This window comes from Limnospira sp. (genome assembly GCF_051859755.1).
Classification (GTDB): domain Bacteria; phylum Cyanobacteriota; class Cyanobacteriia; order Cyanobacteriales; family Microcoleaceae; genus Limnospira; species Limnospira fusiformis.
This window is the reverse complement of sequence record NZ_JBIMLI010000148.1, coordinates 1-12,029: the sequence shown is the minus strand read 5'-3', so window position 1 is coordinate 12,029 and position 12,029 is coordinate 1. Positions and strand designations below refer to the sequence as shown.

General features: G+C 44.2%; 15 protein-coding genes and 2 pseudogenes. 11 read left to right on the top strand and 6 right to left on the bottom strand.

The window, feature by feature from the left end:
* Window positions 1-161: 161 nt before the first annotated feature.
* Window positions 162-1,460 (bottom strand): CmpA/NrtA family ABC transporter substrate-binding protein, encoded by a 1,299-nt coding sequence (locus ACTIE0_RS20080; protein WP_006616041.1) that lies wholly within the window; start codon window positions 1,458-1,460, stop codon window positions 162-164.
* 477 nt (window positions 1,461-1,937) lie between these two features.
* Window positions 1,938-2,153 carry a hypothetical protein gene (locus ACTIE0_RS20075; RefSeq protein WP_006624704.1) on the bottom strand — a complete coding sequence of 72 codons (216 nt, stop codon included), beginning with the start codon at window positions 2,151-2,153 and terminating at the stop codon, window positions 1,938-1,940.
* Between the two features lie 170 nt (window positions 2,154-2,323).
* On the opposite strand from ACTIE0_RS20075, the gene ACTIE0_RS20070 reads away from it, so the two are divergent.
* The 6 genes and pseudogenes from ACTIE0_RS20070 to ACTIE0_RS20045 form a co-directional block, all read left to right on the top strand.
* Window positions 2,324-7,792 carry a HEAT repeat domain-containing protein gene (locus tag ACTIE0_RS20070; protein ID WP_006669967.1) on the top strand — a complete coding sequence of 1,823 codons (5,469 nt, stop codon included), beginning with the start codon at window positions 2,324-2,326 and terminating at the stop codon, window positions 7,790-7,792.
* Window positions 7,793-7,858: 66 nt separating this feature from the next.
* On the top strand, window positions 7,859-8,074 hold the full coding sequence (locus ACTIE0_RS20065; RefSeq protein WP_006669966.1) for a hypothetical protein: 216 nt from the start codon (window positions 7,859-7,861) through the stop codon (window positions 8,072-8,074).
* Window positions 8,075-8,230: 156 nt separating this feature from the next.
* Window positions 8,231-8,392: an NACHT C-terminal alpha/beta 1 domain-containing protein gene (locus ACTIE0_RS20060; RefSeq protein WP_050786918.1), complete on the top strand. Its 162-nt coding sequence runs from the start codon at window positions 8,231-8,233 to the stop codon at window positions 8,390-8,392.
* Window positions 8,393-8,581: 189 nt separating this feature from the next.
* Window positions 8,582-8,827 carry a DUF2281 domain-containing protein gene (locus tag ACTIE0_RS20055; protein WP_006624695.1) on the top strand — a complete coding sequence of 82 codons (246 nt, stop codon included), beginning with the start codon at window positions 8,582-8,584 and terminating at the stop codon, window positions 8,825-8,827.
* Window positions 8,824-9,246, top strand: coding sequence for a type II toxin-antitoxin system VapC family toxin (locus tag ACTIE0_RS20050; protein ID WP_006669965.1), 423 nt, complete (start codon window positions 8,824-8,826; stop codon window positions 9,244-9,246). Before ACTIE0_RS20055 ends, ACTIE0_RS20050 begins: the two co-directional genes overlap by 4 nt.
* 98 nt (window positions 9,247-9,344) lie before the next feature.
* Window positions 9,345-9,449: pseudogene (locus tag ACTIE0_RS20045) on the top strand (NACHT C-terminal alpha/beta 1 domain-containing protein); the annotation flags it as partial.
* A 69-nt stretch (window positions 9,450-9,518) separates the two neighbouring features.
* On the opposite strand, the gene ACTIE0_RS20040 reads toward ACTIE0_RS20045, so the two are convergent.
* The 3 genes from ACTIE0_RS20040 to ACTIE0_RS20030 all read right to left on the bottom strand — a co-directional run bounded on the left by ACTIE0_RS20040 (window position 9,519) and on the right by ACTIE0_RS20030 (window position 10,408).
* Window positions 9,519-9,785, bottom strand: coding sequence for a type II toxin-antitoxin system RelE/ParE family toxin (locus ACTIE0_RS20040; protein ID WP_006624692.1), 267 nt, complete (start codon window positions 9,783-9,785; stop codon window positions 9,519-9,521).
* Window positions 9,786-9,787: 2 nt separating this feature from the next.
* Window positions 9,788-9,997, bottom strand: a complete 210-nt coding sequence (locus ACTIE0_RS20035; protein WP_006624691.1) for a hypothetical protein — start codon at window positions 9,995-9,997, stop codon at window positions 9,788-9,790.
* Window positions 9,998-10,147: 150 nt separating this feature from the next.
* Window positions 10,148-10,408 carry a hypothetical protein gene (locus tag ACTIE0_RS20030; protein WP_160162569.1) on the bottom strand — a complete coding sequence of 87 codons (261 nt, stop codon included), beginning with the start codon at window positions 10,406-10,408 and terminating at the stop codon, window positions 10,148-10,150.
* On the opposite strand from ACTIE0_RS20030, the gene ACTIE0_RS20025 reads away from it, so the two are divergent.
* The 5 genes and pseudogenes from ACTIE0_RS20025 (at window position 10,323) to ACTIE0_RS20005 (ending at window position 11,650) form a co-directional block, all read left to right on the top strand.
* Window positions 10,323-10,499 carry an NACHT C-terminal alpha/beta 1 domain-containing protein gene (locus tag ACTIE0_RS20025; RefSeq protein ID WP_396442652.1) on the top strand — a complete coding sequence of 59 codons (177 nt, stop codon included), beginning with the start codon at window positions 10,323-10,325 and terminating at the stop codon, window positions 10,497-10,499. The genes ACTIE0_RS20030 and ACTIE0_RS20025 overlap by 86 nt on opposite strands.
* A gap of 58 nt (window positions 10,500-10,557) precedes the next feature.
* Window positions 10,558-10,809, top strand: coding sequence for a hypothetical protein (locus ACTIE0_RS20020; protein WP_006624689.1), 252 nt, complete (start codon window positions 10,558-10,560; stop codon window positions 10,807-10,809).
* Window positions 10,806-11,222: a type II toxin-antitoxin system VapC family toxin gene (locus tag ACTIE0_RS20015; protein ID WP_006624688.1), complete on the top strand. Its 417-nt coding sequence runs from the start codon at window positions 10,806-10,808 to the stop codon at window positions 11,220-11,222. The genes ACTIE0_RS20020 and ACTIE0_RS20015 overlap by 4 nt, the downstream gene beginning before the upstream one ends.
* Window positions 11,223-11,244: 22 nt before the next feature.
* Window positions 11,245-11,349, top strand: a pseudogene (locus ACTIE0_RS20010) (NACHT C-terminal alpha/beta 1 domain-containing protein); the annotation flags it as partial.
* A gap of 100 nt (window positions 11,350-11,449) precedes the next feature.
* Entirely contained in the window at window positions 11,450-11,650 is a 201-nt protein-coding gene (locus tag ACTIE0_RS20005) for a hypothetical protein (protein ID WP_006624686.1), read from the top strand.
* Between the two features lie 199 nt (window positions 11,651-11,849).
* Here the strand turns inward: ACTIE0_RS20005 and ACTIE0_RS20000 are convergent.
* Window positions 11,850-12,029, bottom strand: a 180-nt coding sequence (locus ACTIE0_RS20000) for an amino acid--tRNA ligase-related protein (RefSeq protein WP_439516959.1), incomplete at its 5' end; no start/stop codon positions are given.

Sequence of the window (12,029 nt, the reverse complement as noted above, 5' to 3'; positions counted from 1 at the left end):
GGTAGTCCCCACGCCCATTTCAGCTCTATTTCATACCCGAAGGTCTCGCACCATACTTGGTATTATACCGTATTGCCCTAAAATGTTAACCTAATTTGAGATTAAATCATGCTCTTAACTCTTAACAGGCAATAGGGGTAGGATGTGTTTCGGCATCAGTCTTAAATTCGGGTAATCTCTAAACTCTTGAGATAATCTTGGGGGTCTTCTGGGTCAAAGACCTTGCCATCAAAGAAGGTTTCGGGACCTCGAGAGGTGCTTTCGGGAATCATGTCTCCCTGGCCGATGGCTTCAGCCGCTTCTCGCCAGAGGTCTTCCCGATTTACTCGGTCCACCATGCCTTTAATATCCGCATCCGGGGGCAGATACCCCCAACGGATATTTTCAGTGAGGAACCAGAGCTCATGACTTTTGAAGGGATAGGACGCATTATCCCGCCAGTATTTCTGCATCAAATCTGGCATTTCCCTCACCTCACCGATGCCGAAATCATAAATACCCCGAGACCGGTCGATAATGTCATCAAACGGCACATTGAACCAAGCCCGGCGGGAGAGAATCTGACACATCTCCTCCACATTCTCCGGTTCACTACACCAGATTTGGGCTTCTAGGGTTCCCATCAACAACGCCCGGGCGGCTTTGGGATGTTCGTCAACCCAATCTGCCCGCATTCCTAGGGCTTTCTCAGGATGGTCTTGCCAGAGTTCCCCAGTGGTTAAGGCGTTATAGCCAATATCTTGGTTCACCAATTGCAGGGGCCAGGGTTCCCCAACACAGAAGGTATCCATATTGCCAACCCGCATATTAGCCACCATCTGGGGTGGGGGGACGACAATCGTCGAAATCTCCTGGTCTGGGTCAATCCCTCCCGCCGCCAGCCAGTAGCGAATCCAGCAGTCATGGGTTCCTCCGGGAAAGGTCATGGCGGCCCGTAAGTCTTCACCCGCAGCCCGTCGTTCAGCGAACCGTTCCTTGAGGGGGGTACTATCGACTCCAATTTCTAAATCGCGATAGTCATTGGAGAGGCAAATCCCCTGACCATTCAAATTCAGACGCGCCAAAATGTACATCGGGACTCGCCGACCATCGGTGACAATCCCCTCTGAAATCAGATAAGGCATTGGTGTGAGAATATGTGCCCCATCAATACCACCGCCCCGAGAACCCAGAACTAAATTGTCACGGGTGGTTCCCCAGGATGCTTGTTTTTCAACGGAGACATCCGTCATGCCATACTTAGCAAAAAAGCCTTTTTCCCGTCCAATAATTAGGGGAGCCGCGTCGGTTAAGGCAATAAAGCCGAGTCGTGCTGTTGGAGTTTCCGGGGCATTTTCTGGGTCAATTTCTACCTCAAATTGGGTTTGGTCATTAATCGGTCCGCAGCTATGGAGTAATAAGCTGCCAGCCGTTGCTGCACCAGCTGTAATCAGGAATTGGCGACGGTTAAATCGGGGCATTGTTTAGTTAAGAATCAACAGTGAGTTTTTAGGTTCTAATCACAGGGGATGAGTGCTTAGAGATAACATAGGGTCGGTTTGATGTTGTGTCCACAATCTAAGAAAAATCACCAGGGGTTTATGTATCGGCAACTACAATTTTTAGATTGTTTTTTATTTTACGCATTTCGGTCATGCGTAACTTGCATCTGAGTGAAAAGGACCCATGAAATAGCAGAAAAAAAGTAGCCATTGATATGATGACCCCAAGGCTAGGGCGACCCGGCAGGACAACCACAAGGGGTCGCCCCCACCTCTTCCCCCTCTCCTCCTCTGTGTCCTCTGTGGCTGAAGTGCTAACCCAGAGGTGGTTAGACCTTCTTCCCGCCATTCTGCGCCAGAGTGGCTATGCTGGAAGTTGCGGGTGCGTTCGTCTCCCCAGCGACCGATAGCCCAATCAGGATTTAACGAAAGTGGTGGGGAAGGTCGTCGCTACATTCATGGCCGTCGGCGCATCCACAGACAATAAACGAACGTCAGCAGCAACCATCCCGATACACAGCCCAAACAAGCCGACATCACCGGAGCCGGAGGAGTCTCTAAGGAGGAATTAAGCTGAATTTCCATCACCTCATTAACATAGGGTTCGACGAAATTACTATATGCGTCTTCTAAGGCGGCGCGTTGTTTGAATTTGTCTTGTAGATTAGCCATCACTGACCTCCTTTGTGTGTTTGAGATCAGTGTTTTTTTGGGCTACTGCCCAAGCAAATCCACAGGTAAAATCCTGAAATCCTTGCTACAATGGCTTTACCTGGTTTGGGCAACCCTCCCGTTTGGGCAAGTTTCCCCAAACCAGCACCAGTTTTCTATCGAGGGTCGTCATGGTGGGAAAATCGGGTCAGCCTTTCAAAAAAAGCCGCAAGTATGGAGAAAGCGCGGAGGACTTGCAAGACCGTCTGGACTTCGTGGCGGCGTTGCTGGCTTGGGATGATAAGGAGATCACGATTCCCCCAGACTCACTCAAGGCACAGTTTGAACTGGAGTGGGTGAAAGAGGACGAGTTGAGGGTGTCTGGCATCCTTGAGCAAAAACAGCGCAATGGACAGATTAAGCGGATAGAAAAGGGGATTACTAAGAAGGAGTTAGGGATTTTATTAGAAACCTATCGCCAGAAACCGATTTTGGAAGCGGCGAGGGATGAACTGATTCAAAATGCCTTGGCTTGCCTTCGAGATTTGGGGATTCTGAAGGAGCATGAATCAGCCAAAAATCAAGGATATTGGAAGTTTTCGCTCTGTCTCAAACATCAAACCAAGAGAGAAGAGAACCTACAGGTTATTCGAGATAAATGGAAAGAGTCCTTTGGGGAACTGCCTGAACCTAACCATCCGCCCCAACTCACGGCGACGCTCAACCGCTGCATTTTAGGACTCAAAGGCGACTATCAACAGGCGCAACAGCAACTCACGGAAATCACCACTACCCTGCAAAACCGCCTCAAGGATAAAACCCTCTCGATTACCAAGGTTGAGGAAGGCAGTATTATCCTGATTGTGGAGAGTTCCCAAACCGGGTATGAGCAACTTAAACGCCTGATTGGACAAGAGATTGCTGGGTTCCCGGTGGAATATGCGATCGATGAATGGCAAGATATTTGCCGTCGGATGTTACTGGACCGGAAACCGTTAAGCAGTAATACGGTTATCGGTCAGGTTTATGGCGATCGCAATTTAATTGATGAGGATTTATTTGTCGATTTAGCCCTAGTGAAACCGAAACGGAGTCAGCACCCAAAACACCCCCAAGAGATTGACCCGGAAAAAGGTTCGGACTTGTACAATCGGGAGGAAGTCGAGAAACGGTTTGCTTACCGAGAGTTTCTCGAAGAAGTGATTAGTCAACGCACGGAGAAACGTCTTGCCATTATTGGGGAACCGGGGGCGGGAAAAACCACGTTACTCCAGAAATTAGCCTTTTGGTTATTACAAGCAACCGATGATTTAGTGGTGTGGGTATCCTTGGCAGAATTGGGCAGTCAACCCCTGGGAGAGTATTTAGAGCAAAAATGGCTCACCGAGGCATTGAGGCAGTCCAGAGAGGAAATTAAAGCCGACTGGGGGAATAAATTTGAGGGGGGTGCAGTCTGGTTACTGTTGGATGGCTTGGATGAGATGAGCCAGACGGACCTACAGGGGTTAAATTTCCGAGGTTGGGTGACGGATGCGCGGATGATTGTCACCTGTCGCTTGAATTTGTGGCAAGCGAACCCCAGCCAGTTACAGGGGTTTCAAACCTATCTCACCCAACCGTTTCAGGATGAACAAATGCAGGAGTTTATCCGGCGCTGGTTTCGGGGGTTGGTGGCGGAGGGTGAGGATGTCCAGTTGGCGGAATCGTTGTGGTCAGAGTTGCAAGAGTCGGGGAAAGAACGGATTAAGGATTTATGCCGCAATCCCCTGCGGTTAACGTTGTTATGTGCGACTTGGAAGGTGGAGGATGCGCTACCGGAAACGATGGCGGACTTGTATGGGGGGTTTGTGGAGTCCGTCTATGGGTGGAAGGAAACGGCTTTTCCGGTGACGGAGGAGGAAAAGGAACAGTTAAATGCGGCTTTGGGAGAGTTGGCGAAGGCATCCCTAGAGGGGGAAACGAGTCGCTTTCGGTTAACTCATCGGTTGGTGTGTGAGCATTTGGGGAAACCGAAGTCAAAGGGGTCGTTGTTTCCTCTGGCGTTAAAGTTAGGTTGGTTGAATGAGGTGGGGGTGGCAGAGGAAAATCCCCGTGAGAAGGTGTATGGGTTTTATCATGCGACGTTTCAGGAGTATTTGGCGGCGTTGGCGGTGGAGGATTGGGATTATTTTCTGCCGAAGGATCATGTTGACTGTCCGGTGGAGGGGAAGCGGTATCGGATTTTTGAACCGCAGTGGAAGCAGGTGATTTTGTTGTGGTTGGGGCGTTGGGATGTTGCTGCTAATGACAAGCTAGAATTTGTGATTAAGTTGGCAACTTTTAATGATAAATGCCGAAACTTGTATCGGGTTAAATCTAATTTTTTAGCAGTTGAGGGTATTTCTCAGTTGAAAGATATTGATATGCTAATTCCCTATAAAGAATATAATCAATTTTCCCTAACTTTGGCATTAATTGACAAATTAGTAGGAGTAGCGTTGTGGGATTTTGATGTGGAACCGAAGAGGTGGAGTATTTATAAGGCCTGTCTTCAACAAGATGCCAGAGAGATATTGAAAAGAACGACAAGAACTAAAGTTATTGCAATTCTTGAGATAAAATTAAACTCAATATCAATTTCCTATTCTCTGAACTCTGTTTTCAAGGGAAAAGCACAGTCAGAGATAGAAGCTGAATTGAAGAAAATATGCCCTGACACGGTAATGGCTGATTTGGCTGCTAATAATATGCGCTGCTTAAAAGAAATGAGTATTTACCTTGAAAACCTACATGGTTATGAGGGGGCAGGTCAAATCTTTTTAGATTTTATTGGATTTTTATGGGAGTTAGAACCTCAAAATAAGCTAATTATTTCTAGTTTATCCTCTCTAATTGAAACTACTGAGAATCTGGGGACGAGACGAGACGCAATTAATCGGCTAGAGATTATTGATCCCCATCATCCTGCTTTTGTGCAGGCTTTAATCAAAACTCTTGCAACTGATCCCGATCCTGAGAGGCGTAATCGTGCTGCTCAGATTCTAGGAATAATTAATCCCGGAGATCCTCTTGTTGTGAATTGGTTATTAGATATACTTAAAGCGAATCAACATCAAGAAAATTACCGCTCGCAGATAGCTTATCATCTGGGTCTAGTCGATCCGGGAAATATCCAAGCTCAGGCTATTTTGCTCGAAATTGTCGAAACAACTCAAAATGAAGATATTCGTTGGCACTTAGCTAACTGTTTAGAGAGATATGAGCCAGGTAATCCTGGTGCGATCGCAGTTTTGTTAAAAATTATTGAAACTACTGACGATGAAGAGGTTATTCGTGATGCTTTTTCAAGTTTACTAAAAATTGGCAAAGAACATCCTGATGCGATCGCGGGTTTGCTGAAAATCATCGAGAATACTGATAATCAGTATGTTTGCTGTGATGCTATTCGTAATTTACGACATATTGGTATCAAAAGCAATAATTCTGATGCCATGAAAATCTTATTAAAAATTATTGAATCAACTGATAATAAAGATATTTTTGCATCGTCAATCAGCCATTTAAAAGATTTTTATCAAGGTAATTTCGATGCCATTATGAAGACTTTTATAAAAATTATTGAAACAACCGATAATGAAGATATTTTTCAGAGTGTACTTTGGTCTTTAGGTAACATTGGCAAAAAACATGATAGTGCAGTGATTTCGGATTTATTCAAAAGACTTGAAGACATAAAAAATGAAAATATTATTGGTAATATATGTTATAGTTTGCATGATATAGAAAAAGAAAAGCGTAATGTAGTTATTTCTGGTTTTTGTCAAATAATCAAAGGCGGTAAATTTTCTTTTGAAGTTCCCTATTATTTACACAAGATTGACCCTGAAAATCCTCATGTAATTCCTGCATTGGTCAGAGTTATCGAAACTACTGATAATGAAGATACTTGTTGTGAAGCGGCGCGGTATTTACACAAAATTGACCCAGGAAACCCTCATGTGATTCCTGCATTGGTCAGAGTTATCGAAACTACTGATAATGAAGATACTTGTTGTGAAGCGGCGCGGTATTTACACAAAATTGACCCAGGAAACCCTCATGTGATTCCTGCATTGGTCAGAGTTATCGAAACCACAGATAATGAAGATACTGCTGGCATAGCAATTGGGACTTTTAGCATCTTTGAATGTAATCATCCAGAGGCAATCAGTGTATTAAGCAAGCTCATTCAATCAATCAACAATACACAACTACTTGAGACAGCGGCTCTTAGTTTAGGGACAATCGATCCTGGAAACACTCAAGCTATCATTACATTAATCAAAATAAATGAAATAAATGGGTCTAGTTTTTTGCCATATCGCATTAGAAAATTTATAAAATCGTGGGAAGGAAACAATCAAGCGATTGCAGGACTTCTGGGAATTCTTGAAACTGCTGACGATAGTAAAACTTTAACCTTTGTCAGCAAGATGTTAGAGGAAGTTGGTAAGGGTAACTATCTGGCAATATCTGGATTAATGAAAATTTTACAAACTAATATAAATCAGAAAATTTGTGGATATGCAGCCTATAGCTTGGCGAAAATCGACCCCAAAAACTACTTGGTCATTCCAGAGTTATTAAAAGCTCTTGAAACTAATCAAGAAGAAGATATTCAATGGCAACTAGCTTTGCAGTTAGGCAAAGTTGATCCTAGCAATCAACGAGCGACTGAGTATTTAGTTGGTATCATAGGCGCTAATGATAGTCAGGATATTTTAAAAGAAATTAATTGGCATTTAAAGGAGGTAGAGTGGGGTAGTCATTTTGGAATTAGTGTCATTGTAAAATTATTGAAAATTTCCAGAGACAAGCCGCATGAAGAATCACCTATCAGTCATATTCGCTTTTACCAAACCTTTGAGGGTATTTGCCACGGAAGCACATTGGCAACCTCTCGGTTAATCGAATTGATTCAATCTGACTACTTAGAAGGTGATTATTCTTTGTATTTTGAGTATCTAAAGAGAACTATTGCTAACCAGGAACAAAAAGAAATGATAATTTCTGCTCTTCACTCCCATCTCAGCGATGAAACCTATAGAGACAACTTTAACCTTTATTTAGAGTGTTATAAACTCTTCTGGAACTGTGCCGAAAATCTCTCCTATCCCGAATTTTACCAAGCATGGCACAATCCCCCCACCACTCCCCATCCCGAAGTCACCGAACAAACCCCCCATAGCGGCGAACAAACTTTCGCCTCTCCCCTCACCTGGGAATCCCTGCAACACCTGCCCCTGTATTGCCTCAACGCCGACCTCCTCGCTGACGAAACCCGCGAACGGGAAATCGCCCTCACCCTCAGCGAACTGATTTGGGAAATCACCTGTCCCGACGAAGACCCCCCGGAACCCGCCACCCCCGCAGAACTGCGCCGCCACCTCAAAACCCTAAAACGCCGTAACCTCCTCCCCCACGGTGCCATCCTCTTCGGTAGCGAAACGGTTTCCACCCCGACCCAACCCACCCCAGAACTCATGGCCTTTTGCCAAAAACTGACCGGGGTAATTGCTGTAGCCTTCCTCACGGAGGAACCCCTAGAAGCGCCGTTAAAAGGCTTTCCCCCCAATCAACCGAATCTGATATCTGCCATTGAAAGTTGGTTAGGGGAGAGTGTACATAGGGGTTCTCCCTGAAACTTAGGATAAAATTGGAATTGACCTTAAAACCTGATTTTGGGTAACGAAGCGGACTGAACTGTTATGAATACCCTAGCTCAAGAAATTCTCAAAAACTTTGATGATTTGCCGACTACAGAACAACAGGCGATTCTCCTACGGAGACGCTTCGCGAACGCAGCAGAAATACTCAAGCGCGTTATCAATTTTGACGTTCCCCCTTTGACCGATGAGGATTTAGTCCTCAATGCAGAAGAACTGTTTTTAGCCTTAGATGAGCAAGAGGCAGATTATGAGTAGTCCTAACCGGGGAGAAGTCTGGCTTGTGGATTGAGGTTACACCGCCAAGGTTAGGCTACCCCCGGACCCGCCACCCCGCTTGAAATGCGCTGCCACCTCAAAACCCTCAAACGCGCCCCACCTCCTCCCCCACGGAGCCATCCTCTTTGGCGGCGAATTTCCACCCCGACCCAACCCACCCTAAAAGCGATCGCGAAGCGTCTCCGTAGGAGAGTACGATTTCTCACCTCAGAACCCCTAGAAGCGCCATTAAAAGGCTTTCCGCCCAATCAACGGAATCTGATATCTGCGATCGAAACCTGGTTAGGGGAGATTTGATCACCCAAGAAACCCGGTTTCTGCGAGAGTTTCTGCTACAAACCCGATATTTTGCTAGAAACCCGGTTTCTGAAATTTTAGGTTAAAATATCCTTTCATAGACAAAAAGAGGAAACAAGAGAAATTGCCACTCAACTCACTATTGAACTCGAACCTGACCTAGCTGAAAACTGCAAATCATAACGAACCATGCTTACCCTAGAAATAGCCATCCAAAAAATTCAACAATTGCCCCCTGAACAATGGCAAAAGTTACTTGAATTCATCGAATTCTTAGAATATCAATCTAGCCACCAGAAAACAGCGCCCAAAACCATAGAAAACCCTGAAGTTTCATTCGCAGAAGCAGCGAAAGAATTTATGGGCTGTCTCGATAGTGATTTAGAGGATTTGTCCCACAATCCTCAATATTTAGAAGGATTAGGTGAAGAATGAGTCCAAAAATCATTGTAGACACGGGAGTTTTAATTGCTTTTCTGTTGCCCAAGGATAAATTTCATTCTTGGGCTGTTAACGAATTATCCAAAATTACCGCCCCCGTCATCACCAATGAATCCGTCATCACAGAAGCCTGTTTTCTGGCCCGAAGAATTCATCAAGGACAAGCAACTATCTTAAAATTAATCAAACAAGGACATCTGGTTATACCCTTCACCTTAATCCAAGAAATAGAAGCGATAGAGAGCCTCATGCAACGCTATGTTTCAGTCCCTATGTCGTTAGCCGATGCCTGTTTAGTGAGGATGAGTGAAATGTATGAAGATAGCCAAATTATTACCCTAGATAGTGATTTTACCATCTATCGAAAACACAGAAACCAAACGATTCCGATTATTATGCCACTGGATAATTAAGGCGATCGCTCATGACCTCAATTCCTGAAAAATGATTCTAATCGGATTAGCAATATCCTTCAGTAGTTGCCCAACAACCTGGAACGATATAAGGAGACATTGCCTTGCTCACCTCCGAACCCCTAGAAGCGCCGTTAAAAGGCTTTCCCCCCAATCAACCGAATCTGATATCTGCGATCGAAACCTGGTTAGAGGAAATTTGAGAAACCGGTTTTCTGCGACAGTTTCACCTACAAATCAGAGATTGGGATAGAAACCCAGTTTCTGGCTACTTAATACACCTCATCATGGCTGCCCATATCAACAAATACAGCTTTTTCATCCTCTGTAAAATAGAATAACACTCTCTCATCATAACCCACACTGAAACTCCATAAATCTTTCAACTTACCCGATAGTTTGTGCGTCTTTAAAGTAGGGTCAAATGGATCGAGGATAAACAAGTCTAACTTTTGCCAAAACCTTGTTTCTAAATCCTGATTGCCTTTAATTTTCTTTTTAAAAGCCCGTTTAAAAGCAGAGCTAAAACTAACTTCCATAATTATTCTTCAATCATCTTCTTCAATTTATCAATCTGGTTGGAGAACTTAAGATTTCCTTGTTTTTCTTCCTGCTGGGCTACTTGGAAATTCTTATAAATATTGTCACGAGATTCTTCACGAAGATATTGCTGTAACAACATTGAAATTTCTTGTTTTTCATCGATAGAAAGACCTTTTATTGCTTCAACTACATCATTAAATCTCATCATTGACTAAGCCTCACGGTACTGACTTACTTTGAATGATATTCTATTTTGCCATAAACCAACCGACACCCCAGCCTTCCTCACGGACGAACTCTTAGAATTGCCTCAACGCCGACATCCTCGCCAACGAAACCCGCGAACGGGAAATCGCCCTCACCCTGGCTCGAACTGATTTGGGACATCACTCGTCCCGACGAAGACCCCGCAGAACTGCGATCGCCACCTCAAAACCCTCAAACGCGCCCCACCTCCTCCCCCACTGTGCCATTCTCTTCGGTAGCGAATTTCCACCCCGACCCAACCCACCCCAGAAGCGATCGCGAAGCGTCTGGGCAGGAGAATCGCCTTTTGCCAAAAACTGACGGGGGTAATTGCGTTCCGGAAGCGTCTGGGTAGGAGAATCGCATTTCTCACCTCAGAACCCCTAGAAGCGCCGTTAAAAGGCTTTCCCCCCAATCAACCGAATCTGATATCGGCGATCGAAACTTGGTTAGGGGAGATTTGAAAGTTACCGTTTTTTAGGTTAAAATTTCCATAAGGTGATAAACGAAAAGGGAGACATAATGAAAATTGCCACTCAATTAACTGACGAACAAGTACAAAAATTGGCTTTTATTCAACAAAAAACTCAACAAAATTCCGATGAAGTTTTAGGAGCTGCTCTTGATTATTATTATCGAAAACTCTTGACGACTTCTACCAGTCATATAGAGAACTTTAGTAAAATTGGCTTTGTTGGTTGTATTGAAGCCGAACCTGACCTAGCCGAAAACTGCGAATCAATATTAATGCAAGAAATTAATACTGAACAATGATTATTGTTGATACCGGGTTTTGGGTTGCCTTAGCCAACAAAAATGATAACTACCATGAAGCCGCTAAACAAACGTTTAGTCAATATCATGAACCGCTGATTACCACATGGTGTGTTGTCACCGAAACCTGCTACTTTCTACAAAATCGTCGCGGAGTCCAAGCTTCGGTTACGTTTATTAGTGCCATATCTGAGGGATTATTCCAAGTTTTTGAAATTAAGCCTAACCAGATTACTAGACTCAAATATTTGATGAATAAATATCGCGATGTTCCCATGGATTTAGCTGACGCATCCCTGGTTTTGTTGGCAGAAGAATATAAAACTGGACGAATTTTATCATTAGATGTTAAGGATTTTAGTATTTATCAATGGAATAATAACAATTATTTTGAGAATCTTTTCAGATCTTAATAGCAAAGCACGACATGGTAAAATCGCCTTCCTCACCTCCGAACCCCTAGAAGCGCCCTTAAAAGGCTTTCCCCCCAATCAACCGAATCTGATATCTGCGATCGAAACCTGGTTAGGGGAGATTTGAGAATATTGGTTTCTATAACTCTCGATTTTAGAGCATCTCGTTTACTCTGATGCCTTACCAGCCCAGCTATAATTTCTACAACAACGACAGAGGTAAAACTGTGTCCAACCTAAAAGAAATTGAACAAGCAATTCTCTCCCTGCCATCCCATGAGTTTGAAAAACTAAAACAATGGTTCTTTGATTTGGATTATCAACGGTGGGATGAACAGATAGAACAGGATATTGCCGAGGGTCGTTTAGAAGCCCTCGCTCAAGAGGCGATCGCGGAGTTTGTATCTGGACATTGCCGAGAACTCTGATGCACTATACCACTCGACGATTTTGGCAATGTTACCATGCTTTACCGGAAGCTGTACAAACAACTGCCGATGAATGCTACAACTTACTCAAATCTGACCCGTCTCATCCGTCTCTCCATTTCAAAAAACTGGGGAAAAGGTATTGGTCGGTTAGAGTAATCCAATTTTCCCCGGTACTTTGAGATAGTCTCCTGCAAACTTAACGTTGGCAGGATAACTCAAAGCCTGCCGACCATGCTTTGATTTGAAACGGGGTAACTGCGCCCGTTGTAGCCACGGCACAGATTAAGTCTTCAACTAAGGCCATAATTTGGAAATAGTCAGCATAGGCTTGATAGACTTCAATGGAGGTAAATTCTGGGTTATGGGTGCTATCAAT

What these genes read in the sequence shown, in the direction of transcription:
- ACTIE0_RS20080 (WP_006616041.1), bottom strand. Translation starts at nt 1,460, where the DNA reads ATGCCCCGATTTAACCGTCGCCAATTCCTGATTACAGCTGGTGCAGCA.
- ACTIE0_RS20075 (WP_006624704.1), bottom strand. Translation starts at nt 2,153, where the DNA reads ATGGCTAATCTACAAGACAAATTCAAACAACGCGCCGCCTTAGAAGAC.
- ACTIE0_RS20070 (WP_006669967.1), top strand. Translation starts at nt 2,324, where the DNA reads ATGGTGGGAAAATCGGGTCAGCCTTTCAAAAAAAGCCGCAAGTATGGA.
- ACTIE0_RS20065 (WP_006669966.1), top strand. Translation starts at nt 7,859, where the DNA reads ATGAATACCCTAGCTCAAGAAATTCTCAAAAACTTTGATGATTTGCCG.
- ACTIE0_RS20055 (WP_006624695.1), top strand. Translation starts at nt 8,582, where the DNA reads ATGCTTACCCTAGAAATAGCCATCCAAAAAATTCAACAATTGCCCCCT.
- ACTIE0_RS20050 (WP_006669965.1), top strand. Translation starts at nt 8,824, where the DNA reads ATGAGTCCAAAAATCATTGTAGACACGGGAGTTTTAATTGCTTTTCTG.
- ACTIE0_RS20040 (WP_006624692.1), bottom strand. Translation starts at nt 9,785, where the DNA reads ATGGAAGTTAGTTTTAGCTCTGCTTTTAAACGGGCTTTTAAAAAGAAA.
- ACTIE0_RS20035 (WP_006624691.1), bottom strand. Translation starts at nt 9,997, where the DNA reads ATGATGAGATTTAATGATGTAGTTGAAGCAATAAAAGGTCTTTCTATC.
- ACTIE0_RS20020 (WP_006624689.1), top strand. Translation starts at nt 10,558, where the DNA reads ATGAAAATTGCCACTCAATTAACTGACGAACAAGTACAAAAATTGGCT.
- ACTIE0_RS20015 (WP_006624688.1), top strand. Translation starts at nt 10,806, where the DNA reads ATGATTATTGTTGATACCGGGTTTTGGGTTGCCTTAGCCAACAAAAAT.